Consider the following 22,167-nt stretch of genomic DNA (forward strand, 5'->3'; position numbering starts at 1 on the left):
CACCTACATGCCGGTGTTGACCAGGATTGCGGTGGCCAGCAGGACGGCGACCATCAGCACCGCCTCCGCCAGCACCGTGCGGCGCAGGCGACGCATGCCCTCCGGGGTGGGGTGGTCCAGCCGGGGCACCACCCGTCTGCTGTTGTAGAGCCCGACGACGGCGACGACCGCCACCAGCGCGACCTTGACCAGGAGCACCCGGCCCCATCCGGTGCTCACCAGGTGACCGGGCCGGTCCAGGATCGCCAGCGTCAGCGCGGCACCGGCGACGCCGGTGAGCGTCACCGCCGCGGTGGCCGGGACGGAGAAGCGCACCGCCATCTCGGCGGCGCCCGTCGGCACACCGAGGCGCGCACGCCCCAGCAGCAGCGCCGCCAGGAGCAGAACGCCGCCGACCCACACCGCCGCGGCGACGGTGTGCGCCACGTCCGCCGCCACGACGATCGCCCGTGGCCCGGCGGTGACGGTGTGCCCGTCGAACAGGAACGAGCCGAGCAGCAGCGCCACCGTGACGCCGAGGAGCACCGGCCGGACCGCTCGCGCGCGTACCCGCTGCGCCTCGTCGCCGCTCACGTCGCCGGTGGGCGGCACGACAAGAGGGCGAGGGGCGGTGGGGATCGCGGCGACCGTCACCACGGCGTGCCGCCCGACCGCGTGCCGGCCCCGGATCAGCGCCGCCTCCAGGGAACCGGCCACGAGCAGCCCGGCCGCGCCGGCGAACCGCAGACCAAGTCCGGCGGCCACCGGCGTACGGCTGAGCGCGGTCAGCGCCTGCACGCTGACCGCCGAGGCGAGACCGCCCCCGCCGAACACGGCCGCCAGCGCCGCCAGTTCGAGCAGCACGCCGGCCACCACCGTCAGCCCGGCGATGCGTACCCAGACCTGGACCAGCCGGATGTCGCTGCGCGTACCCACCAGTGTGGTCAGCGCGAAGACGAGACCACCCACGCCGAGCAGGATCGCCCCGTAGGACAGCCAGCGCCCCGCCGTGCCGATCAACCGCACCGGACCCTGGCCGGCGTCGGCGGTGTGGCCCACCGCGTGCCCGCCGGAGTGGGCCGGCGGCGACGCCGACGGAACGGCCGGTCCGCCGTGACCGGTGTGCCCGTGCGAACCGGCCGTGGGCCGGGGGGCGGCGGTCGCGCCCGGTGGCGCGGCGGCCGGGACCACTGTGAACGTGACGTCGCCGGTCAGCGGATGGGCGTCCGGGGCGGCCACGCTCCAGCGCAGCGTGAACTTCCCGTCGGTCAACGCGGCGGAGGGGTGGACCAGCCACGTACGGCCCCCGTCGGGGGTGTGAGTGGTCACCGGAACGGCAGCACCCTCGCGGGAGAGCTTGAAGCCGGCTGCGGTGGGCGTGCCGGGGGCGCTGAACGTCAGCCGGATCTCCGCGACCGCGCCGTCCACGCGGGCGCCGTCGGCCGGTACGACCTTGAGCAGCTTGAAGTGCGCGGCGGCCGGCGACGCGAACCCGAGCACCACGAACACGGCGGGACAGCACGCCAGCCACACGAGCAGCAGCCACCGCGCCACGCCACGCGCCGGCGACCGATGACGCCGCGGGAGAGGCACCACTGATCCCCTTCGTCAGGGAGACATGGACCCGGCGCCCATCGCTCCGACCTGATGCGGTCGCCATCCTAGGGGAACTACTAAGAGCTGGTAGTAGAGCGTCGACCTGATCAACGTCGTGGCCGAGCGGCGCGGTTCCGGTTTCGCCGGGCCGGATGCGGACCGGGACCCGTCACGTCCTCGTTCCCGGAGGCGGACGGAACCCCGGGCTTCAGAACTGCACTCCCGAGTAGATCCGCGGCACGATCAGCGCGTACGCGAGGACGAGCGCGGCGACGGTGACCACCGGCGTGCCGACGAGCACCACGGCCGATGCCACCCGGACCCGGGTTCGCAGCACCTTGTGCATGCCGGGGGTCTGCGTCAGCACCATCAGCGCGGTGACCCACGTGGCGAGGCCGACAGTGGCGACGATGCCGAGCCACGACAGCAGCACCATGACGTTGGTCCCGAACCGGTCACCCGCGTCGCTGCCGTACTGCAGCAGGTACGGCCGGTTCTGCAGCCCGACCCAGAGGTTGACGCCCGCGAACGCGGTGAGGGCGACGGACCACAGGGCGGCGAATCCGACAGCGGTGCCCCGCAGCCGGGTGCGGGTACGCTGCGCTGCCTCGTCAAGTACGGCCATGCACGGATGCTAGGCCATCGGTGGTTCACCTGATCAGCGCGCGCTTGTCCGGCTTTCCGCTCGGTGCCGTCGGCACCCGCTCGATCGGCTGGATCGTCTGCGGGACCGACGCCTCGCCCAGCGCCTTCGCCACCAGCGCACGCAGCCGCTCGGCATCCGGTACGCAACCGGCGGCCGGCACCACGTACGCGTGCACCGCCTCCCCGGTCACGTCGTCGGGGCGCCCGACGACGTACGCCTCGGCGACTGTGGGATCGGCGGCGAGGACCCGCTCGATCGGGCCCGCGTACACCAGGTTGGCGTGGACGATGATGACGTCCCGGATCCGGCCGAGCAGGTGCAGGTAGCCGTCGCCGTCGAGCCGGGCCAGGTCCCGGGTGCGGACCCAGCCGTCGGCGAACACCTCGGCGCTCTCGGCCGGATCGTTCCAGTACGCGGCGGCCTGCGCCGGTGTGCGGACGAACAGTTCGCCCTCGGTGGCGGGACGGCCGTCGGCGTCCCGGATGGACAGCGCTGTCACCGGTGGTGGCCGGCCGACGGAGGCGAGCGCGGCCGGGCACGCCAGCATCTCGGCCGGCGTCACCATCGTGATCATGCCGGTCTCGGTCTGGCCGTATCCGTGGAAGACGACGGGCCCGAGCACGTCGAGCGCCTCGGCGAGCCGGCCCGGTGCGAGCGGGGAACCGGAGACCAGCAGGGCCCGCAGGCTGCTCAGGTCGACCGGGTCGCTGCGCTGGTCCCGCACGAGCTGGTACAGCTTGCCCACGGTGATCACGCTCGCGGTCGCCCGGCGCCGGGCGATCATGCCGGGGAGACCGGGGGGCCGGGCCGCGACCAGGGTGCCGCCCGCGGCCAGGGTGAGGATGCCGTACTCCAGCATCACCTGGCTGCTCAGCGAACCGAAGAGCAGATACCGCTGGAGCCGGGTGGCGAGGTCGGCGACCGCCGGCGGCCAGCGATCCGGGTACGGGGTCCAGGCCGCGCTCATCGCCGCGTACGTCTGGGCGCAGCCCTTCGGGCTGCCGGTGCTGCCGCTGGTCCAGATGATCCGGGCGACGTCGTCCGGGCGCCCGGCGGCGATCAGCGGCCGTCCGTCGTCGGGGGTGCGCGCCAGTTCGGCGACCCGGGCGTCGTCGACCAGCAGCGTGGTGCCGCCGAGCTGCCAGGCGCGGTGCGCCGGGCCCAGGTCGGGGCGGATCCCGGAGACCCGGGCGCCCACCGCGAACGCCGCGATGATCGCCGCGAACGCCTCCGCAGTGACACCGAGCCGCAGGGCCACCCCGACGCCCGGGCCCGCCCCGGCGGCACGGAGCCCGGCGGCGATGCGACGGACCAGCCGGTACATCTCGGCCGTGGTGACCGTCCGGTCGCCCTCCTCGAAGACCGGCCGGTCGTCACCGGCGGCGAGCAGGTCCAGCACGGGCTGGGGCCAGACCTCAGCCGGCATCGGAGAGGACGCCCTTGACGAAGAGCACGAGCGGCTGGTGGTGCACGTCCGGCAGGTTCCAGTGGTTCTCCAGGTTCTCCGCGAGGTGGTGCACCGCGACGACGGTCCCACCACGATGGACCCGGACGACCGGGTGCAGGTAGCTCGCGTCGTGGGCGTGCGCGGCGTCGTTCTCGGCGATCCGCGGCACCGTGATGTCGAACGGGTCGACCTGGTCGTGGTCCGGCCCGTACTCGAGGGTGACCACGAACGCGAACGGTTCCGGCCCCAGCCCGCCGTCGTGCACGTAGGCGACGGGCACCTCCTCGTGGTAGCGCGCGGTGTCGCCGTCGACGACGACGACGTCGCCGAGGACGGCGAACTGCTGCCACAGCGCCGAGGTGCGGTTGATCCGCGCGATGATCGCGTCCGCGATCGCCTCCGGGGTGACCTCCAGCGGCGTGGCCGGCCACGGCGTGTCGTGGTGGCGGGCGCCGAGGATCCGGTGCAGGGCGCGTACGCCGTACCGGAAGCCGTGGATGAACCCGTTCGTCGAGCGCTTGAAGTCGCGCTGCTGGGTGAGCGTGCCGGCGAAGTAGAGGCCTGGCACGTTCACCGACTCGTACGCGGAGGTCTGCTCGGGGAAGCGGTCGTTGATGACGAGCCGGGGCCGGGCGGACGGGTCGAAGATGCCCGCGTCGAACCGGAACCCGGTGCAGAGGATGACCCGGTCGTAGTCGATCTGCCGGATGCGCTCGACGGTGCGGGCGTACCGGAAGTCGATCCGGTAGCCGCCGTCGTCGCGCCGGACGATCCGCTCGACGGTGCCGTCGAGGACCGCGTTCTGCGACTTGAGCTGGTACGTGTCGAGGAAGTTGTTGTTCACCGCGCGCAGGTGCCCGACGTAGTGCGTCTGCCACGCCAGCTTGATCGAGTGCGGGCCGGCGACGTGGATGACGGCTGCCGTCTCGACGAGCGCGTCGGCGGTCTCGAACGCGGAGTTGCCCTTGCCGATGATGAGGACGCGCTGGTCGGTGAAGTCGTCCGGGTCGACGCTCACCGTGTCGTACCGTTCGGCGAGCTGGGCGCCCTCGATCGGCGGGACGTAGAGCTGGGACACGCCGGTGGCGACGACCACCCGGTGGGCGGTGACCGTGTCGTCGCCGGCGTCGACGGTGAACAGGTCGCCGTCGCGCGCGACCCCTGACACCCGGGTGTCGTACCTGATCCGCAGGCCGCGGGCGACGTCGGCGAGGTAGCGCACCATGTCCGCGGCGTCCGGGAAGTAGCGCCGGCTGTAGTTCCTGAACAGCAGCGCCGGATCGTCGGTGAGCAGTGAGTTCCAGTCCGCGCGCAGGTTGAACTCCGGGTCGTCGGAGCCGGTCCAGACCTTGTTGATCGAGATGAGTTGCCGGTGCCGGGGGTAGGTGGCGAAGAACGTGCCCGGCGCCGGGCCGGCCTCCAGGACCAGGTAGTCGCGGCCGTCGCGCTCGAGCAGGTGAGCGAGCTGCAACCCGGCCGGTCCGGCTCCGATGATCAGATAGTCGAGCGTCATGCGCCGCAACGTAGCGACTCGATCTCAGAGCGTTCTGAGAATTCGTCTCTAGGGTGCGATCGCATGACGACAGAGGTGGACCTCGATGTCCCACTGCGGATCGCCGACCTCCGCGCCGCCCGCGACCCGATCAAGGTCGTGGTCGGGCCGCAGGTCCGGGGCCGGGTCACGGCCGCCCGCTCGTTCCTGTCCGCGGTGCTCGGCGACGACCGCGCGGTGTACGGCGCCACCACCGGCTTCGGCGCCCTGGTCGGGTACGCGGGCCGCGCCGACCTGCGCGACCAGGCCGACAACACGCTCGCCCACCTCGGCGCCGGTCAGGGCCCGGACATCGATCCGGAGGTGGTCCGCGCGACAGTGCTGCTGCGGGCCGCGTCGCTGGCCCGGGGCGCGTCGGGGGTCTCCCCGCACGTGATCGACGCCCTCGCGGCGATGCTCGCGACCACGTTCGTCCCCGCGATGCCCCGGCTGGGTTCGGTCGGTGCCAGCGGTGACCTCATCCCGCTGGGTGCGGCGGCGCAGGCGTTGCGGGGCCGGGGGCACGCCTACCTGGACGGGGTGCGGATGCCCGCGGGCGAGGCGCTGACGCTGGCCGGCCTGGAACCCCTGCCGCTGGACGGCCGGGACGCCCTCGCCCTGGTCAACGGGACGTCGCTGACCACCGCGGCGACAGCGCTGGCGCTGGACGCGGTCCGCGCCGCACACCGGGCGGTCCAGGTGCTCACCTGCCTGCTCGCCGATCTGCTCGGCAGCGACACGCAGTTCCTCGACGCCCGGCTGCTGGCCGCGTACGGCCATCCGGGCGCGATCGACGTGGGCGCGCGGATGCGCCGCGTCAGCGCCGGACTCGTCGCGTCCGGCACGCGTCCGTTGCAGGAGCCGTACAGCATCCGGTGCACGCCGCAACTGCTCGGCGCCGCCGAGGACGCCCTGCGCTACGTCGACGCCGTGGTCGCGGCCGACCTCGCGAGCGTCACCGACAACCCGCTGTTCTTCCCCGACGACGACGTCGTGGTGCACGGCGGCAACTTCTTCGGGCAGCCGGCCGCGTTCGCCGCCGACGTGCTGTCGATGGTCGTGGCGCAGGTCGGCAACCTCGCCGAACGGCAACTGGATCTGCTCGTCGACCCGAACCGCAACGGCGGCCTGCCGCCGATGCTGGCCGCCGGCCCGGGACAGCAGCACGGGCTCCAGGGGGTGCAGCTGGCGGCGACCGCGCTGATCACCGAGATCCGCCGGGACACCATGCCCGCGAGCATGCAGAGCGTGCCGACCAACCTGCACAACCAGGACGTCGTCCCGCTCGGCACCCAGGCCGCGCTGCGGGCACTGGACCAGGCCCGGCTGCTGCACCTCGTCGTCGGGTCGCTCGCACTGGGGCTGCGCCAGGCCGCGTACGTGGGCGCGCGTACGCCGACCGCGTCCGGCTGCGCCGAGGCGCTCGCGGCGCTGGCCGCTGTCGTACCGCCGGTCGACCCCGACCGGCCGCTGGACGGTGACGTGCGGCGCGCGGCCGACGTGATCGCGGATCTCTCCGTTTCTCTTCCCTGAGGGTGGGCGCACATGACGCTTGACTATCTGATCGTCGGGGCCGGGCCGGCGGGCCTGCAACTCGCTGCTCTGCTGGAGGCCGACGGCAAGCGCGACTATCTGGTCCTGGAACAGGCGGACGGCCCGGGGGCGTTCTTCGCCACCTATCCCCGCCACCGGCAACTGATCTCCATCAACAAGCCGCACACCGGCTCCGACGACCCGGAGCTGAACCTGCGGCTGGACTGGAACTCGCTGCTCAGCGACGACCCGGCGCTGCGGTTCACCGGCTACACCGAGCGGTACTTCCCGGACGCCGACGTGATGCTCCGCTACCTGGCGGACTTCGCCGCGAAGACGGGGGCACGGGTCCGGTACGGCACCCGGGTGACGTCGATCGGCAAGGCCGACGGGGTGTTCGAGGTCCGGGCGGGGGAGGAGGTCTTCCGGGCGCGGCGGCTGATCGTCGCCACCGGCGTGTCCCGGCCGTACCTGCCGCAGATCCCCGGGCTCGAACTCGCCGAGCAGTACGCGGACATGTCCGTCGACCCGCGCGACTACCTCGACCAGAAGGTGCTGATCATCGGCAAGGGGAACTCCGCGTTCGAGACCGCCGACAACCTGATGGAGACCACCACGCTGATCCACGTCGCCGGGCCGAGTTCGGTGCGGATGGCCTGGCGTACGCACTACGTGGGGCACCTGCGCGCGGTGAACAACAACTTCCTGGACACGTACCAGCTGAAGTCGGCGAACGCGATCCTGGACGGCGAGGTCAGACGCATCGAGCGCGACGACGCCGGTTACACGGTGACGTTCTCGTTCTCCCGGGCGAACGAGGTGGTCAAGGAGCTGCGGTACGACCGGGTGCTCGTCTGCACCGGGTTCGCCTTCGACGCGTCGGTCTTCGACGACACCTGCCGGCCGGCGCTCGCGATCAGGGACCGCTTCCCGGCGCAGACCCCGGCGTGGGAGTCGGTGAACGTTCCCGGCCTCTACTTCGCCGGCACGATCAGCCAGGAACGGGACTTCAAACGCTCCACGAGCGGCTTCATCCACGGTTTCCGGTACGCCGTCCGGGCGCTGCACCGGATCCTGGAGCGACGGTACGGGGACACGCCGTGGCCGGCGGAGAAGCTTGATGCCACAGCGGAGTCGATCGCCGACGCCGTCGTCGCGCGGGTCAACCGCACCTCCGCCCTGTGGCAGCAGTTCGGCTTCCTCGGCGACGTGGTCACAGTGGCCGGATCCGACGCGCGCTACCACGACGAGGTGCCGGTCGAGTACTTCACCGGCACCGGCCTGCGCACCGCCGACCACGACTACACGGACGCCTTCGTCGTCACCCTCGAGTACGGCCCCGACCACGACCGGGTGGACCCGTTCGACATCACTGTCAGCCGGGTCGCCCAGGACGTCCCCGGTCAGGCCCACGACGCCGCCTACCTGCATCCGGTCGTCCGCCACCACCGGGCGGGCCAGGTCGTCGCCACCCACCACCTCGCGGAGAACCTGGAGAACCGGTGGGACCGGCCGGAGACGCACGTCGCGCCGCTCGTCGCGTTCGTCGACAGCTGCCTGAGCCGTGCCGAGGGTTGAGATGCGCCCGCCGGAGGGCACGGCGCTGGACGGCCCGGCGCTGAACCTGGCCGAGCTGGCCGCCGACGCGCGCGGCCGGCTGGACCCGGTCCACTGGGACTTCTTCTCCGGTGGAGCGGGCGAGGAGCGCACGGTCCGCGCCAACGAGGCGGCCTTCAGCCGGCGGTACGTGGTGCCCCGCGTCCTGCGCGGCGCGGGCCGGCGCGACCTGCGGACGTCGCTGCTCGGCACGCGGATCTCGATGCCGGTGCTGATCGCGCCGACCGCGTTCCACCGGCTGGCCCACCCCGAGGGTGAGGTGGCCACCGCACGCGCCGCCGCCGAGGCGGGCACGATCATGGTGGTCAGCATGGCGGCCACCCGGCCGGTCGAGGAGGTAGCCGCCGCCGGCGGGCCGCTGTGGTTCCAGCTCTACCCGCAGGCGGACCTCGACTTCACCGCGCTCGTGGTGCGGCGGGCCGAGGCGGCCGGCTGCACCGCCCTGGTCGTCACCGTCGACTCGCCCGTGTTCGGGCGGCGGGAACGCGACCTGCGGCACGGCTTCGCCGACCTGCCGCCGGGGATGGTCTGCGAGAACATGCGTGACGCGAGCGGCCGGGTGCGCGACATCGGGATGGACGCCGGGCTGGACTGGGCCCGGATCGCCTGGCTGCGCGAGGTCACCACGCTGCCGATCCTGCTGAAGGGGGTGCTGCATCCGGCTGACGCGGCGCTTGCCGTCTCGTACGGTCTCGACGGTCTGCTGGTCTCCAACCACGGCGGCCGGCAGCTCGACGGCGCGCTCGCCACCCTGGACGCGTTGCCCGCCGTGGTGGAGGCCGTCGGCGGGCGGCTGCCGGTGCTGCTCGACGGCGGCGTCCGCCGGGGAACCGACGTCCTGGTGGCGCTGGCGCTCGGCGCGAGCGCCGTGCTTGTCGGCCGCCCGGTGCTGTGGGGGCTCGCGGTGGGCGGCGCCGCCGGGGTACGCCACGTGCTCGACCTGCTGCAGGCCGACCTCGACCGGGCGCTGGCGCTGGTCGGCGCCGCCGGTCCGGCCGACCTGAGCGCCGACCTGGTCGCCACGGTGGCGTGCGGATGAGCGCCCTGATCGTCCTGGCGGGGGTCGGCGTGGCGTGGACCCTGCCGTACTGGCTGCCCCGGACGGTGGTCCGGCTGCGGGAGTGGGTGTTCGTCACCGTCAACGGCGTCGAGGGTGTACCGGTGCCGGGCCCCACAGTCGGCATGGAGCACTTCGAGCGGGTGTATTCCGATCCGGCGGCGGACGGCCGCAGTCGCGGGGCCGGGCTGTCGGACCTGTTCTGGTACTGGCTGGCGCCCGGGCCGCACATGCACCAGGAGCATCTGGAGCCGGGGGAGCGGTACCGGACCGTGGCCGCGACGACCCGGCGGGTGCTCGCGATACGCCGTCAGCGCTGCGACGACCTCGCGACCGCCGCCACCCGGCGCGTGCTCGACCGGCTGCCCGCCGACCGGACCAGCCACGTCCGGCTGCGCGACCTGATGATGCCGGTCTGGGCCGAGGTCTACTACGAACTCGTCTTCGGCGAGGCGTGCCCCCCGGACGCGCGGGCACTGATCGTCGCCAACGCCGAGGACGTGGTCAACGGGCTGAAGTGCACCGGCCTGCGGCACATGCGGCGGCGCGACCGGCTGACCCGGTACCTGCACGACCGGATCGAGGCGGGGACCTGCCCGGTGACGCTGCCGCCGCCGTTCACCACCCGGGAGACGGCCTGGTATCTCCAGGGCGCCTTCTTCAACACCGCCGTCGTGCAGATGTCCGAGGCGATGGCGCACGTGCTGCTCGCCCTCGCCACCCATCCCGGCCTCCAGCGCGGACTCGACGACGACGAGGCGCTGGACCGGGTGATCGACGAGACGCTGCGGGTGCATCCGCTCTTCGGCGTGGCGCACCGGATCACGTCCGCGCCGATCACGCTGCCGACCGGCGTGTCCCTGCCCGCCGGAACCGTACTGCTCTTCAACTACCTGGCGTTCCACCGCGGCGGAGCCGCCGGCGACGACCGGTTCGACCCGGACCGGTGGCTGACGCTCAAGCGCGGCGACGCGCACTTCATCCCGTACGGGGTCACTGCGAACCGGGCCTGCCCGGCCCGCGGCGTCGCGCCGGTGATGATGCGCGCCGCGACCCGTGAGGTGCTGCGCCGGTACGTCCTGACCTCCTCCGCGTCACACACCCGCTCGCTGCCCAGCCGAGGTCCGGCGTACCTGACTCCGGCCGGGTCCACCGTCCCGGGGCGGCTGCGGCTGGCCGCGATGCGGTCGCGGGACCGGTGGGCCGACGTGGGCCGCAGTGTCCGGCAGTTGGTGTTCGGCACCTGGATGGTGCTCGACGCCCGCCGGCAGCGGTTGTGCACCGACTACTTCGAGAGGGCTGTCCGATGACACCAACGGAGCTGGCGCCACGGTTCTTCATCGCGGTCACGGTGATCCTGATCTTCTGCAAAGGGGTCGCGTGGCTGCTCGGCAAGGCGGGTCAGCCCGCCGTGGTCAGCGAGATGCTCGCCGGCGTCCTCCTGGGGCCGTCGCTGCTCGGGCTCCTCCTGCCGGACGTGCAGGACGCCCTGTTCCCGGCACCCCTGCTCCCGGTCCTCTACGTCGTGGGTCAGGTCGGCCTGGTGCTGTTCATGTTCCAGGCCGGGTACGCGTTCAGCGCCCACCGGGTCACCGGGCTCGCCGGCACCGCCGGCGTGGTCTCGCTGGCCGGGGTCACCGCGCCGCTCCTGCTGGGGGTGCTGCTGGTCCTGGTGACGGCGGGCGCCGTGCCGATCCAGGCCGACGGGACGTCACTCGGGGTCTCGGCCGCGTTCGTCGGCGTCGCCCTGGCCATCACCGCGTTCCCGATGCTGGCCCGGATCATCACCGAACACGGGCACGCCGGCACCCGGCACGGCACCCTCTCGCTGGCCAGCGGCGCGATCGACGACGTGGTGGCCTGGATCATGCTGGCCGCCGTCCTGGCCTTCGCGTCCGGCCGGGCCGGTCCCGCGCTCGTCACCGTGGGCGGGGCGGTCCTGTTCGGACTGGTGCTCTGGTTCGGCGGGCGGGCGGCCGCCTCCACGCTGATGACCCACCGGGCCCTCAACGACCGGGCCCGGCTGCTCGGCACCGTCGCCCTGCTCTTCCTGGTCGCCTGGTACACCGACGAGATCGGCCTGTACGCGGTCTTCGGCGCGTTCGCGGTCGGCGTGGTGATGCCCCGCACCGAGAACACCGACCGGGTGGTGGACACGCTCACCCCGGTCGCCGCGACGCTCTTCCTGCCGCTGTTCTTCACCTACTCGGGGCTGCGGACGGAGTTCGGTCTGCTCGGCTCCCTGCCGGTGCTGTTGTTCGCGCTCGCCTGCGTGACGGCGGCGATCGCCGGCAAGTTCGGCGCCTGCTGGGCGGCGGCCCGGCTCCGTGGCGAGCCGCCGGGTGTCGCGCTGCGGGTCGGCGCGCTGATGAACGCCCGTGGCCTGATGCAGCTCATCGCGCTGAACGTCGGGCTGGAGGCGGGCATCGTGAACCCGGCCCTGTTCACCGTGCTGGTACTCGTCGCGCTGGTCACCACGCTGATGACGACGCCGGTGCTGAGCTGGATCGAGCGACGTGAGGCCCGGCAGCCCGCGACCGTACGCACACCGGCGCTCGCGGTTTCAGATAGTTGAAGAGGCAAATACTGATGCCTCCATCGGCTCTCATCTATGAGATCGTTAACATATGCGGGGCGGAAGATCGAACCGGCTGCTGCTGGTCGAGGACGACGCGGACCTGACCGAGATGCTCACCGAGGCGCTGGGTCAGGAAGGCTATCTGGTCGACCGGGCCTTCGACGGCCAGCGCGGCCTGCATCTCGGGCTGACCCGGTCGTACGACGTGATGGTCATCGACCGGATGCTGCCGGCGCTCGACGGACTCGACCTGGTCACCCGGCTGCGCGCCCGGGCGGTCCCGTCCCGGACCCTGATGCTCACCGCGCTCGGCGCTGTCGACGACCGCATCGCCGGGCTGGACGCGGGCGCCGACGACTATCTGGTCAAACCCTTCGACCTCGACGAGCTGAGCGCCCGGGTCCGGGCGCTGTGCCGGCGTACACCCGAGCCGACCGACGTGCTGCGCATCGGCGCCGGGCGGCTCGACCTGGCGCCACGCGAAGCGGTGCTGGCCGACGGCACCCGGGTGGCGCTGTCCACCCGCGAGTTCGAGCTGCTGCGGGTGCTGGCGGCCCGGCCGAACGCCGTCCATCCCCGCGCCGTGCTGCGCCGCAAGGTCTTCGAGGAGGCCGCCGCGGCATCGATAGTGGACACCTACGTCTACTACCTCCGGCGCAAGCTCGGCCGTGCCGTGGTCCGCACCGTGCACGGGCTCGGCTACCGCCTCGGAACGCTCTGATGGAGGCGTCCGAGCGGGCGATCGTCCGGCGGACCCGGCTGCGGATCGGCCTGTTCGTCGGGCTGACCATCGGGGCCCTGCTGCTGCTGGCCGGCGGCATCTCCTACGCGGTCCTGGTCCGCGGCCAGGAGGCGCAGATCCAGCGCGAGCTGACGTGGGGCACCGAACACGGCACGATCGCCGGGCCGCCCGCCTGCAGCTGGATCTTCCAGTACGACGGCGCCACCGTGCGCACCGGCGCGAACCCGCCACCACCCGGCTTCCCGTTGCGCGACGCGCTGGACACCGTGGCAGCCACCCGGGCCACCGCGACCACCACCGTCGCGCGTAACGGCACGACCTACCACGTGCGCACCGAGGCCCGTGGCGACACCGTCGTCCAGGCGGTGTTCGACGCCCGGTTCCAGCTGTCCGACCGCCGGCACCTCCTGCTCGCGTTCAGCCTCGCGGCGGTGGCCGGGCTGCTCGCCGCCATGCTGACCGGTGTGCTCGTCGGCCGCCGGGCCGTCGCGCCACTCGCGGAGGCGCTGACCCGGCAGCGGCGCTTCGTCGCCGACGCCAGCCACGAACTGCGAACCCCGATCGCCCAGGTGCACACCCGCGCCCAACTGCTCGCGCGGCGGGCGCGCCACGACGGCACCGCCAGGAACCTGGACGACCTGGAACGCCTCGTCGGCACCACCCGCCGGCTCGGCGAGATCGTCGACGACCTGCTGCTCTCGGCCCGGCTCGCCGCCGCTCCCGCCGACCGGGAACCGGATCCGCCGGTCGACCTCACCTCGCTGGTCGGGACGACGGTCGCCGCCGAGAGCGACCGCGCCGCCGAGCGCCGGGTCACCCTCACCCTGGACACCCCCGGCGACCCGCTGCCGGTGCCGGGCATCGAGTCGGCCCTGCGCCGGGTCGTCGGCGAACTGCTCGCGAACGCGCTGGCCCACACGCCGGCGGGCGGCCGGATCGACGTGACGCTGCGGGCCGCCGGCGACGCCGCCGAGTTCGTCATCGCCGACACCGGCAAGGGGTTCGACCAGGCCGACGCCCGGCGGATCTTCGACCGGTTCCACAGGGGCGCGGGCGCCGGGGACCGGCGTTTCGGTCTGGGGCTGGCGCTGCTCCAGGAGGTCGTCACGAGCCACCACGGCACGATCGAGGCCGAGGGCCGTCCAGGGCGGGGAGCCCGATTCACGGTGCGCCTGCCCCGGACGCGATCGCCCGGCACTACGAGTAGGGCCTCGCGGATCAGGAACCTCCGGGTGTGGCAGCTCGGCGCCGGTACGTGAGCGCCGGATCGTGGAGCGCGTTCTCCGGCCCACTGCCGGGAGGCCCGAGGTGCAGGATCGCGGTCGGCGCGTCGGCCAGGTTCCCGCCGGCCGGCAGCCGGGCCGCCGGGGGAGTCGCCGCCTCAGCCGCCGCGCCCGGTGCGCTCCTGCGCCGCACCAGCACCAGTGCGAGCGCGCCCAGGCCCGCGGCGACCAGCAGGCCGCCCAGGAGGAACATCGACGTACTGCCGCTCTCCTCGCCGGTGGCCTTGAGCGTGGGCGGCGCGGCCGCGGGAAGGTCGTCGCCGGCCGCCGCGGCGGGAGGGCTCGCCTCCTCGGCGGGCGACGGCGACGCAGTGGCCGGCGTGGCCACCGCGGCAAGGGTCAGTCGTACGGTGGCGACGTCACCGGCCCTGCCCCGTACGGTCGCGCGGGCGGTGCGGTAGCCGTCCATGGACGCGCGGACCGTGATGGATCCCTCCGCGATCGTCCGGCCGGCCCTGGCGGTGATCGAGAACTGGCCGCTGCGGTCGCTGGTCGTCCGGTACTCGTGACCGGCACTGTCCCGGATGGTCAGGTCCGCGCCGCCGATCGCCTTTCCGCCGGCGTCGCGTACCCGGCCGGAGACCCCGCTCACCCCGGCCGCCGGTGCGGCCCCGCCGGTGGGCGAGGCACCCGCCCCGTGGACGTAGACCATCTTGTAGGCGTAGCTGTTCTGTCCGGCGAGCCGCACGCCGATCGAGATGTTGAGGCCGGTGGTCTCGCCCGGGCGGGCATCCGGGGCGACGAGTGTCGCGTCGAAGGTCCGGCTCTGGCCGGGACCGAGAGTCGGCTCCGCCCGGCAGCCGGTGGCGCACCGCAGGCCGCCGCCCACCACCACGATGGCCGTCTCGGCCCGGCGTCCGCTGTTGGTGACGCGGAACTGCACGCGTACCGTCTCGCGGGGTTTCACGTTCTCCGCCGAAACGCTCAGGATGCTCACCGTCTCCGGTGCGGCCGTCGCCGGTGCCGCCGCCACCGCGAGCGTCCCTCCGGCCAGGATGGCCAGTACGGCCGCCCGGGCCCGTCGGACACGTGAGCGCGTCGTCACTTCCCACCACCTCCGCCGAGAGCGGGCAACATCGGTCGATGGAGCCGCGGGCCACTATGCCCTGTGCGGAACGGGTGGCGCGACCCGCCCCGATGACCGCGGCGGGCCGGCCACGGGAATCGACAGGTCCGTTCCGGCGACTGCTAATCGGTTGCCCGGCGCGCTGAGGGATGCCTAGATTGCCGATCATGTACGACATCGACGGGTGTGCCGGATGAGCAGTCGCCTCCGCGAGACCGCCCGGCAGACGGTCGCGATCGCCGAAGCGGGACGCTACCGCAACGATGCCGGCGAGGACATCGCGATCGACGCGGCGGTACGCGCCGCGGTCGACGGCACCCGTGAGCACCTGCCGGACGAGGTCCTGCACCTCGACGGCGCGAAGTCCGGCGCCGGCGATGTGGAGGTGACGCACGAGTCGACATTGCAGGCGGCCCGCCGGCTCGGGCCCGGCGCGGCGTGTCTGGTGTTCGCGTCGGCGAAGAACCCGGGCGGCGGGTTCCTGGGCGGCGCGAAGGCGCAGGAGGAGAGCATCGCCCGCTCGTCCGCGCTGTACCCGTGTCTGCTCGCGGCGCCCGACTTCTACGCCTTCCACAGGGGGCAGCGGGACCTGCGGTACAGCGACCGGGTCGTCTACTCCCCGGGCGTGCCGGTGTTCCGCGACGACAAGGGAAACCTGCTCGACCGGCCGTACGCCACGTCCTTCCTGACCGCGGCGGCGCCGAACCTGGGCGCGATCGTGCGCAACCAGCCGGAGCACGCCGCGGACGTGCCGGCGGTGCTGGCCCGGCGGGCCCGCCACGTGCTGGAGGTCGCTGCCGCGCACGGGCATCGCACGGTGGTGCTGGGCGCGTGGGGTTGCGGGGTGTTCCGGAACGACCCGGCGACGGTGGCCGGCGCGTTCGCCGACGCGCTCCTGGCGGTCGGCCGGTTCGACCTCGTGGTGTTCGCCGTGCGTGACGGGCTGCCGGGCACACCGGTGTACCGCACGTTCGCGGAACGCTTTCGGTAGGTTCGTCGCATGAGCGACGACACCTTCCGGTCGGTGGAGATCGAGCGCACCAGCGTGGGCAGATACGTGGCGCGCAACGCCCGTGGCGGCGAGCTGTCGATGGGTACGGGGGAGGACGCGACCTTCACGCCCGTGGAGCTGCTGCTGGCGGCCCTCGGCGGCTGCACCGCTGTGGACGTCGACCACGTGACGAGCCGTCGCGCCGAACCGACCCGGTTCGCCGTCACGGTGAGCGGCGACAAGATCCGCGACCCGGAGGCCGGGAACCGGATGGAGAACCTCACCGTCACGTTCGCGGTGACGTTCCCGGACGGCGCGGACGGTGACCGGGCCCGTGAGGTGCTGCCCCGCTCGCTGCGGCAGTCGCACGACCGGCTCTGCACCGTGTCCCGCACTGTGGAGCTGGGCACTCCCGTCTCCATCGCCGACGCGACTGCCGACCCGGGCTCGACCGAACCGCGGTAGCGGCCGGAGTCGCCCGCCCAAGGGCGTCGATGCCCCCGTCACCTTGACACTCGTCTATGTTAACGAGAACATTGCCGTAACCCGGCGGTAATGCCGTTGCCATGAGCGTCACGTGCGAGGCGAGCCGCCGCAGTCGGCCGGCGGCGGCCGAGCTCAGGAGGTTTCGGTGACAGGGACCGCTCGGACGACGCGTACGGCCGCGGTCGTGGTCGCGGCGGCGGCCGTCCTCGCCGCGGGGGTGGTGGCCGGGACGCCCCCGGCGTCGGCGGCGACCGTGGACACGTCCGCGTCGTACGTCGTCGTGAACCGGCACAGCGGCAAGGCGATGGACCTGTACGACTGGTCGACGGCGGAGAACGCCCCGGTGAACCAGTGGACGCGCAACGACCTCGCCGTGCAGCAGTGGCAGTTCGTGGACGCCGGCGGCGGGTTCTACAAGGTGCGGTCCCGGCACAGCGGGAAGGTGCTGGAGTTGCCGAGCGGCGGCGACGGCACCCAGCTCGTGCAGAGCACCGACCGGTCGTCGGCCACCCAGCAGTTCCGGTTGCAGGATTCCGCGGGCGGGTTCGTGCGGTTCGTGAACCGGCAGTGGGGCAAGGTCGTCGACGTGTGGCAGTGGTCCAACGCCGACGGTGGGCGGCTGGCCGGCTACACCGATCTGGACGGCGCCAACCAGCAGTGGCAGCTGATCCGGCTGGGCGGCGGCACGCCCACCACACCGGCGCCCACGACCCCGGCACCGACCAGCCCGGCACCGGCCTACCCGCAGCCCGGCCGGGTGACCGGGGACATCGGGGTCCACGATCCGACGGTGGTCAAGCGACCCGACGGCACCTACCTCGTCGCGCACACCGGTGACGGCATCGCGCTGAAGACCTCCGCCGACCGGATCGCCTTCCGCAACGCGGGCGCCGTCTTCCCCGGTGGCGCGCCGTGGACCACCACGTACACCGGGGGAGCGCGCAACCTGTGGGCGCCGGACCTGTCGTACCGCAACGGGCGTTACCACCTGTACTACTCGGCGTCGACGTTCGGTTCCAACCGCTCGGCGATCTTCCTCGCGACCAGCACCACCGGCAATGCCGGGAGCTGGACCAACGAAGGGCTGGTCGTCGAGTCGCGGACCACCGACGACTTCAACGCCATCGACCCGAACCTCACCGTCGACGACCAGGGCCGCTGGTGGCTCACCTTCGGCTCGTTCTGGTCCGGCATCAAGATGATCCCGATCGACCCGGCCACCGGACGCCGGCTCGGCACCACCGTGTACGCGCTCGCGGACTACGGCCCCGGCATCGAGGCGCCCGTCCTGGTCAAGCGCGGCGCCTGGTACTACCTGTACGTCTCGTTCGACAGATGCTGCCAGGGCGCCGCCAGCACGTACCGGATCATGGTCGGTCGTTCGGCGAGCCCCACCGGGCCGTTCGTGGACCGCACCGGCCGGGACATGCGCGCCGGCGGCGGCACGCAGATCCTCGCCTCGCACGGCGGCGTGCACGGCCCCGGCCACCAGGCGGTCCTCGCCGACACCGACGGCGACGTCCTCTTCTACCACTACTACGCCGACGACGGCGCGTCGCTGCTCGGCGTCAACCGCATCGGCTACGACGCCGCTGCCTGGCCCTACGTGTACTGATCCGGCCGGCGCCCCGGCACGGACCGACGAACTCGCCGACCTGGGAGGGCGCGTATGTCGCCTCGGCACCTTCTCCGCCCGGTCCTGGCCGCGGCGCTCGCGCTGCTCACCACCTCGGCCGGCCTTGCCGTGCCCGGCCCCGCGCAGGCCGCGCCCGCGGTGAGCTACACCAACCCGCTTGTCGGCCAGCGGGCCGACCCGCACATCGTCCGGCACACCGACGGCTACTACTACATGACCGCGACGGTGCCGCAGTACGACCGGATCGTGCTCCGGCGGGCCACCACGCTGCAAGGGCTCGCCACCGCCGCCGAGACGACGATCTGGCGCCGGCACACCAGCGGCGAGATGGGCGCCCACATCTGGGCCCCGGAGATCCACTTCATCAATGGCAAGTGGTACGTCTACTTCGCCGCCGGGCGGACCGACGACGTGTGGCGGATCCGGATGTACGTGCTGGAGAACGCGAACGCGAACCCGCTGACCGGCTCGTGGACCGAACGCGGCCGGATCACCACGCCGTGGGACACGTTCAGCCTGGACGCCTCGACGTTCGTGGTGAACGGGGTGCGGTACCTGACCTGGGCCCAGCAGGAACCGGGCATCGCCACCAACTCCAACGTCTACCTCGCCCGGATGGGCGCCGAACCGTGGCAGATCACCGGCCCGGTGGCCCGGCTGGTCGTGCCCACGTACGACTGGGAGACCCGCGGTTACCGCGTCGCCGAAGGGCCGACGGTGATCCAGCGCAACGGCCGGGTCTTCCTCACGTACTCGGCCAGCGCCACCGACGCGAACTACTGCCTCGGCATGCTCACCGCGTCGGCCGGCGCGAACCTGCTCGACCCCGCCTCCTGGGCCAAGAGCCCGACCCCGGTGTTCACCAGCAACGCCGCCACCGGCCAGTACGGCCCCGGCCACAACTCGTTCACCGTCTCCGAGGACGGGCAGAGCGACATCCTGGTCTACCACGACCGCAACTACCGGGACATCAGCGGTGATCCGCTCAACGACCCGAACCGGCGGACCCGGATCCAGAAGCTGTACTGGAACGCCGACGGCACCCCGAACCTCGGCATCCCGGTACCCGACGGGGCCACCCCGGTCCGGTTGCGCCCGCACGACCTCACCGCGAGCTACGTCCGGCACTACGACTACCGGGCCCGCGTCGAACCGAACGTCACGAACCTCGCCGACTCGCAGTTCCGCATCGTCCCCGGCCTGGCCGGCGCCGGATCGGTGTCGCTGGAGTCGACGAACTTCCCCGGCTACTACCTGCGGCACCGGGCCTTCGCGCTCTACGTCGAACGCGACGACGGCTCGGCCCTGTTCGACAACGACGCGAGCTTCCAACGCCGCGCCGGCCTGGCCGCGGCCGACGGGCTCTCCCTCGAATCGCAGAACTACCCCGGCCGGTACGTCCGCCACCGGGACGGCCTGCTCCAGCTCGAAACGGTGGCCACCGACGCGGACCGGGCCGCGGCCACCTTCCACCTGGAGTGAACGCCCGACAACCGCTGCCGCCAACCAGCAGTTCCAGGTGCGCTACTCGGACGGCGGCCACATCCGGCTGATCAACACGCACTCCGGCAGGGCACTGGAGGTCTGGGAGAGGTCAACGACCTGACGCTCGCGCAGATCGACATGCGGCTGTTCGGCGGGACTGCCCGCAGGGCGTGAGGTCCGCGGTGTTCCGCGTTCGGCAGCGCGGGACGGGCCGTCTTTGTGACGCTTCGATCGTGGAGATACCCGGCGGCGACAGAGGCGTCGAGCTGCGCATCCACGGGGTGTCCGGCGCGTCGGCGGAGACGATCGTCGACCATCCCATCGTGGTACGCGTGGCCGGCGACGGGCACGCCGGGTTCTACCGGGTCCGGGAAGGGCTCGGCCCGGCCGGCGGCGCGACAGCCGGGGTGGTGGTGGAGGCGTACCGCTGGGGGACCCTGACCGCCGGGGTGGCGGTGCGTACGGCGTCGATGCTGGTGCTGCTGCCGTTCATGCTGAGCAACCTGGCGGTGTGGATGCGTTCCACCCCGGTGGACCGCTACGGCCTGCTCGGCGGGCTGTGCCGCCTGCTCGCCGGATCGCTGACCGTGGCGTTCACGCTGGCGCTGGTCGGGGTCACCATGAACCTGACCGGCTGGCAGTGCGTCCCGTACGCCGAGTGCCGGGAGGGGAGACCGTACCTGTCGTGGCTGGTGGCGTTGCCGATCGGCCCGCGCCTGGCCGTGCTGGCACTGGTCCCGCTGCTGGCGCTGCGGGTGTTCTGGGCCGTCGGGAAGCGGTCGGCCGCCGCTTTCGAGGGCTTCGGATCGGCCCCGCCGCGCGGGCGGTTCCTGGAGGCGACCGGGAGTCTCGCCGCCCCCGGCGTCTGGCACGACGAGCGGATGACCTCGTGGCTGCGCCAGATCCACGCCGGTCTCGGCGCCGGCACCGTCGGCGTCAGCCTCGTCGTCGCGGTGTCGCACGGCCGGTGGAGCGCCGTCGCCGTCGGGCTGCTCGGCCTCGCCGCCGGGCTCGTGGCCCTCTGCGCCGTGCTGCTGACAGTGACCGTCCCCGCCGGGTGGGCCGGACCGTTGCGCCGCGCGGTCTGGATCCTGGTCGCGGTCGCCACCGTGTCGAGCCTGGGATACGCCATGTCCCGGCGGGAGGTTCCCGTGCCGGCCGGGCAGATGCCCGGCTACGAGGGCGCCGTCGCCGGTCTGGTCGCGGCGCAGGGGCTGCTGCTGGTCCTGATCGCCGCGGTGACGCTCGCGCGCCGGCATGCCCAGCCGGCCGGTTCCCGCGCCCTGCTCCGCGGGCTCGGCACACCGCTGGTAGCCGCCATGTCGGTCACCGTCGCCTCCGCCTACACGGCCACGCTCGTGTTCCGGACGGCGGACCAGCTCGACCGGGGCCGCATCCCCGACCCGATCCGGAACAACCCGCCCGCCCTGGGACCGCTGGAACCACCCGTCGGGTACTGGTGGGCGGCGCTGGCCGGGCTCGCCGCTCTGCTGGTCGTCAGCGCGGCCATCGCCGTCACCCTGCCGGTGGCCCGGCACCGTCGGCGGGCGTACGCGCGACACGTGGTCGAGCGCGACTATCCCGACGCGCCCGCCGAGGCGACGCCACGACTCGACGCGGTCCGCTCGACGATCGCCCGGTCCTTCGTGACCGACGAACTCGGGCCGACATTCGTGGCGTTCTTCGTGATCTCGTCGGTCGGGCTCGCCACCGTCGCGCTCGACCTGATCGGGATCGGCCCCACCCAGCTCGTCGCCCGCCTCGGCCGCCGGCACGACACGCTCGCCGTGCTGACCGCGTACGTGACGGACGTCGGCATCTGGGTCATCAGTCTGCTCGTCATCGGGCTGCTGATCCTGGGCTACCGGGCGTACCGGTCGCCGGAGACCCGCCGGCTCGTCGGCGTGCTGTGGGACCTGGGCACGTTCTGGCCGCGTACGGTGCACCCGTTCGCGCCGCCGTGCTACGCCGCCCGCGCCGTACCGGAGCTGGCCCGGCGGGTCACCGCGCTCGCCGCGCAGGGCCCGGTGGTGATCTCCGGACACAGCCACGGCTCCGTCCTGGCCGCCGCCACCGTCCTGCAACTGCCGCCGGAGGCACTGCCCCACGTCGCGTTGCTGACCCACGGCAGTCCGCTGCACCGCATCTACGCCCGCCTCTACCCGGCGTATCTCGGTGAGCAGGCGCTGCGCGACGTCGGCGACCGGATCGGCTGGCGCTGGCGCAACCTGTGGCGCGACACCGATCCGATCGGCGGTCCGATCTTCGCCGACCCGGGTCTGCGGGCCCACCTGCCCCCGGCCGCCGGGGCGGTCGACGTCCGGCTGCGGGACCCCCGCAGCGTCGTCGTGGAGGCGCCGGACACCGTGCCGCCGCCCGTCGAACGCCACTGGCACTACCACACCGAGCCGGAGTACCGGGAGGCCGTGCGGGAACTCGTCGACGACATCCGGGCCGACGCCCCCGGCTGAGGCCGCCCCGCGTACCGGTGCCG

General features: G+C 73.0%; 17 protein-coding genes. 12 read left to right on the plus strand and 5 right to left on the minus strand.

Annotated elements, in window-relative coordinates; translation table 11 throughout:
* Positions 1-3: 3 nt before the first annotated feature.
* From OC439_RS16640 to OC439_RS16655, 4 genes are all read right to left on the minus strand, one after another.
* Positions 4-1,533 carry a CopD family protein gene (locus tag OC439_RS16640; RefSeq protein WP_262014203.1) on the minus strand — a complete coding sequence of 510 codons (1,530 nt, stop codon included), beginning with the start codon at positions 1,531-1,533 and terminating at the stop codon, positions 4-6.
* Positions 1,534-1,783: 250 nt separating this feature from the next.
* Positions 1,784-2,200 carry a hypothetical protein gene (locus tag OC439_RS16645; RefSeq protein WP_262014204.1) on the minus strand — a complete coding sequence of 139 codons (417 nt, stop codon included), beginning with the start codon at positions 2,198-2,200 and terminating at the stop codon, positions 1,784-1,786.
* Positions 2,201-2,225: 25 nt separating this feature from the next.
* The gene (locus OC439_RS16650; RefSeq protein WP_262014205.1) at positions 2,226-3,647 is read right to left on the minus strand and encodes a class I adenylate-forming enzyme family protein; all 1,422 of its coding nucleotides are present in this window, start codon (positions 3,645-3,647) and stop codon (positions 2,226-2,228) included.
* A complete protein-coding gene (locus OC439_RS16655; RefSeq protein WP_262014206.1) occupies positions 3,637-5,181 on the minus strand; it encodes an NAD(P)-binding domain-containing protein in 1,545 nt (514 codons plus the stop codon). Before OC439_RS16655 ends, OC439_RS16650 begins: the two co-directional genes overlap by 11 nt.
* Before the next feature lie 63 nt (positions 5,182-5,244).
* Here OC439_RS16655 and OC439_RS16660 point away from each other — a divergent pair, with 63 nt between their 5' ends.
* The 7 genes from OC439_RS16660 to OC439_RS16690 are packed head-to-tail and all read left to right on the plus strand — an operon-like array spanning position 5,245 to position 13,985.
* Positions 5,245-6,732: an aromatic amino acid ammonia-lyase gene (locus OC439_RS16660; RefSeq protein WP_262014207.1), complete on the plus strand. Its 1,488-nt coding sequence runs from the start codon at positions 5,245-5,247 to the stop codon at positions 6,730-6,732.
* A gap of 12 nt (positions 6,733-6,744) precedes the next feature.
* A complete protein-coding gene (locus tag OC439_RS16665; protein WP_262014208.1) occupies positions 6,745-8,310 on the plus strand; it encodes an NAD(P)-binding domain-containing protein in 1,566 nt (521 codons plus the stop codon).
* A 1-nt stretch (position 8,311) separates the two neighbouring features.
* Positions 8,312-9,388, plus strand: a complete 1,077-nt coding sequence (locus OC439_RS16670; RefSeq protein WP_262014209.1) for an alpha-hydroxy acid oxidase — start codon at positions 8,312-8,314, stop codon at positions 9,386-9,388.
* Positions 9,385-10,716: a cytochrome P450 gene (locus OC439_RS16675; protein ID WP_262014210.1), complete on the plus strand. Its 1,332-nt coding sequence runs from the start codon at positions 9,385-9,387 to the stop codon at positions 10,714-10,716. The genes OC439_RS16670 and OC439_RS16675 overlap by 4 nt, the downstream gene beginning before the upstream one ends.
* Complete coding sequence (locus tag OC439_RS16680) at positions 10,713-11,981, plus strand: cation:proton antiporter (RefSeq protein ID WP_262014211.1); 1,269 nt, start codon at positions 10,713-10,715, stop codon at positions 11,979-11,981. The genes OC439_RS16675 and OC439_RS16680 overlap by 4 nt, the downstream gene beginning before the upstream one ends.
* A gap of 52 nt (positions 11,982-12,033) precedes the next feature.
* Positions 12,034-12,705: a response regulator transcription factor gene (locus OC439_RS16685; protein ID WP_262014212.1), complete on the plus strand. Its 672-nt coding sequence runs from the start codon at positions 12,034-12,036 to the stop codon at positions 12,703-12,705.
* Positions 12,705-13,985 carry a sensor histidine kinase gene (locus tag OC439_RS16690; RefSeq protein ID WP_262014213.1) on the plus strand — a complete coding sequence of 427 codons (1,281 nt, stop codon included), beginning with the start codon at positions 12,705-12,707 and terminating at the stop codon, positions 13,983-13,985. The genes OC439_RS16685 and OC439_RS16690 overlap by 1 nt, the downstream gene beginning before the upstream one ends.
* Here OC439_RS16690 and OC439_RS16695 read toward each other — a convergent pair.
* Positions 13,945-15,054, minus strand: coding sequence for a carboxypeptidase-like regulatory domain-containing protein (locus OC439_RS16695; RefSeq protein WP_262014214.1), 1,110 nt, complete (start codon positions 15,052-15,054; stop codon positions 13,945-13,947). The genes OC439_RS16690 and OC439_RS16695 overlap by 41 nt on opposite strands.
* A gap of 214 nt (positions 15,055-15,268) precedes the next feature.
* On the opposite strand from OC439_RS16695, the gene OC439_RS16700 reads away from it, so the two are divergent.
* The 5 genes from OC439_RS16700 (at position 15,269) to OC439_RS16720 (ending at position 22,144) form a co-directional block, all read left to right on the plus strand.
* Complete coding sequence (locus tag OC439_RS16700) at positions 15,269-16,066, plus strand: TIGR02452 family protein (protein WP_262014215.1); 798 nt, start codon at positions 15,269-15,271, stop codon at positions 16,064-16,066.
* A gap of 9 nt (positions 16,067-16,075) precedes the next feature.
* Positions 16,076-16,531 (plus strand): OsmC family protein, encoded by a 456-nt coding sequence (locus tag OC439_RS16705; RefSeq protein ID WP_262014216.1) that lies wholly within the window; start codon positions 16,076-16,078, stop codon positions 16,529-16,531.
* Positions 16,532-16,697: 166 nt separating this feature from the next.
* On the plus strand, positions 16,698-18,167 hold the full coding sequence (locus OC439_RS16710; RefSeq protein WP_262014217.1) for a family 43 glycosylhydrolase: 1,470 nt from the start codon (positions 16,698-16,700) through the stop codon (positions 18,165-18,167).
* 54 nt (positions 18,168-18,221) lie between these two features.
* Positions 18,222-19,670, plus strand: a complete 1,449-nt coding sequence (locus OC439_RS16715) for a family 43 glycosylhydrolase (RefSeq protein WP_262014218.1) — start codon at positions 18,222-18,224, stop codon at positions 19,668-19,670.
* Between the two features lie 236 nt (positions 19,671-19,906).
* Positions 19,907-22,144: a hypothetical protein gene (locus OC439_RS16720; protein WP_262014219.1), complete on the plus strand. Its 2,238-nt coding sequence runs from the start codon at positions 19,907-19,909 to the stop codon at positions 22,142-22,144.
* Positions 22,145-22,167: the final 23 nt, after the last annotated feature.

It is taken from the genome of Micromonospora sp. Mcm103 (assembly GCF_024519755.1).
GTDB lineage: Bacteria > Actinomycetota > Actinomycetes > Mycobacteriales > Micromonosporaceae > Micromonospora > Micromonospora aurantiaca.

Coding starts and splice junctions, on each gene's coding strand:
- OC439_RS16665 (WP_262014208.1), top strand. CDS start 6,745: ATGACGCTTGACTATCTGATCGTCGGGGCCGGGCCGGCGGGCCTGCAA.
- OC439_RS16690 (WP_262014213.1), top strand. CDS start 12,705: ATGGAGGCGTCCGAGCGGGCGATCGTCCGGCGGACCCGGCTGCGGATC.
- OC439_RS16645 (WP_262014204.1), bottom strand. CDS start 2,200: ATGGCCGTACTTGACGAGGCAGCGCAGCGTACCCGCACCCGGCTGCGG.
- OC439_RS16700 (WP_262014215.1), top strand. CDS start 15,269: ATGAGCAGTCGCCTCCGCGAGACCGCCCGGCAGACGGTCGCGATCGCC.
- OC439_RS16670 (WP_262014209.1), top strand. CDS start 8,312: ATGCGCCCGCCGGAGGGCACGGCGCTGGACGGCCCGGCGCTGAACCTG.
- OC439_RS16715 (WP_262014218.1), top strand. CDS start 18,222: ATGTCGCCTCGGCACCTTCTCCGCCCGGTCCTGGCCGCGGCGCTCGCG.
- OC439_RS16705 (WP_262014216.1), top strand. CDS start 16,076: ATGAGCGACGACACCTTCCGGTCGGTGGAGATCGAGCGCACCAGCGTG.
- OC439_RS16660 (WP_262014207.1), top strand. CDS start 5,245: ATGACGACAGAGGTGGACCTCGATGTCCCACTGCGGATCGCCGACCTC.
- OC439_RS16650 (WP_262014205.1), bottom strand. CDS start 3,647: ATGCCGGCTGAGGTCTGGCCCCAGCCCGTGCTGGACCTGCTCGCCGCC.
- OC439_RS16655 (WP_262014206.1), bottom strand. CDS start 5,181: ATGACGCTCGACTATCTGATCATCGGAGCCGGACCGGCCGGGTTGCAG.
- OC439_RS16685 (WP_262014212.1), top strand. CDS start 12,034: ATGCGGGGCGGAAGATCGAACCGGCTGCTGCTGGTCGAGGACGACGCG.
- OC439_RS16680 (WP_262014211.1), top strand. CDS start 10,713: ATGACACCAACGGAGCTGGCGCCACGGTTCTTCATCGCGGTCACGGTG.
- OC439_RS16675 (WP_262014210.1), top strand. CDS start 9,385: ATGAGCGCCCTGATCGTCCTGGCGGGGGTCGGCGTGGCGTGGACCCTG.